Origin of the sequence: Mesorhizobium sp. M7A.F.Ca.US.005.03.2.1, from assembly GCF_003997795.1 — a bacterium.
Taxonomy (GTDB): domain Bacteria; phylum Pseudomonadota; class Alphaproteobacteria; order Rhizobiales; family Rhizobiaceae; genus Mesorhizobium; species Mesorhizobium ciceri.
In genome coordinates this window covers 1-995 of record NZ_RZRP01001357.1, presented here as the reverse complement: position 1 = coordinate 995, position 995 = coordinate 1, and the positions used below count along the sequence as shown (strand labels likewise).

The window sequence follows — 995 nt, the reverse complement described above, 5'->3', positions numbered from 1 at the left end:
CGCAGCGCAACCCGGCCACCGACTATCCTGACAGCCGGTTCCCCGATTCTGCATCTGCGCTTCTCGACATCGAACGGCGCGAGCAGTTCGAGAGCAGGAGCGGCCGAGGCCCGTTGCAGTGGAGCGGTCGCCAGCCGGACGGAGAGCTGTTCGAGACCAGCTATTTTCTCAGCATCGTCTGGCTGCCGCCGGCCGAGGACCTCTCGCGGATGGAGAGCTGGCTTTACGAAGGCCGGGAAAGGAGCGGCGTCGATCCCCGGGAACTGCTGAAGAGCTTTGTCGACCGTACCGACCGTGTGCTGGATCTGTTCGAAGGCTTTGTTCCAGAGGCTGCATGGCTCGCCGACGGCGAGACGCTGACCTATCTGCACTCGACGGTCTCGACCAGGCGTCATCGTGTCCGGGTTCCGGAAACACCGATGCATCTCGATGCACTTCTGGTCGACCAGCCGCTTGCCGGTGGACTGGAGCCGCGACTGGGCGACATCCACCTGCGCACGCTGACTATCATCGGGTTCCCGACCACTACCTTTCCGGGGGTCCTCGACGATCTCAATGCGCTTGCCTTCCCCTATCGCTGGTCGACGCGGGCGATCCTGCTCGACAAGAGCGATGCGACCAGGCTGCTGACGAAGATCCGCCGGCAGTGGTTCGCAAAGCGGAAGTCCGTCGCCGCGATCCTCAAGGAGGTGATGACCAACGAGGCATCCGTGCTGGTCGACACCGACGCGGCAAACAAGGCAGCCGATGCGGACGCGGCCCTGCAGGACCTCGGCTCCGACCAGATCGGACAGGCTTACGTCACGGCGACGCTCACTGTGTGGGATGCCGATCCGTCGATCGCGGACGAGAAACTCCGCCTGGTCGAGAAAGTCATCCAGGGGCGGGATTTCACATGCATCGCCGAGAGGATCAACGCCATCGAAGCCTGGCTCGGCAGCATTCCCGGCCATGTCTACGCGAACGTCCGCCAACCGCCACTATCGACGCTGAAC

At 63.6% G+C, this 995-nt stretch carries 1 pseudogene; it reads left to right on the top strand.

Going from position 1 to position 995, the window contains the following annotated elements:
- Positions 1-995 (top strand): annotated as a pseudogene (locus EN991_RS37730) (conjugal transfer protein TrbE); the annotation flags it as partial.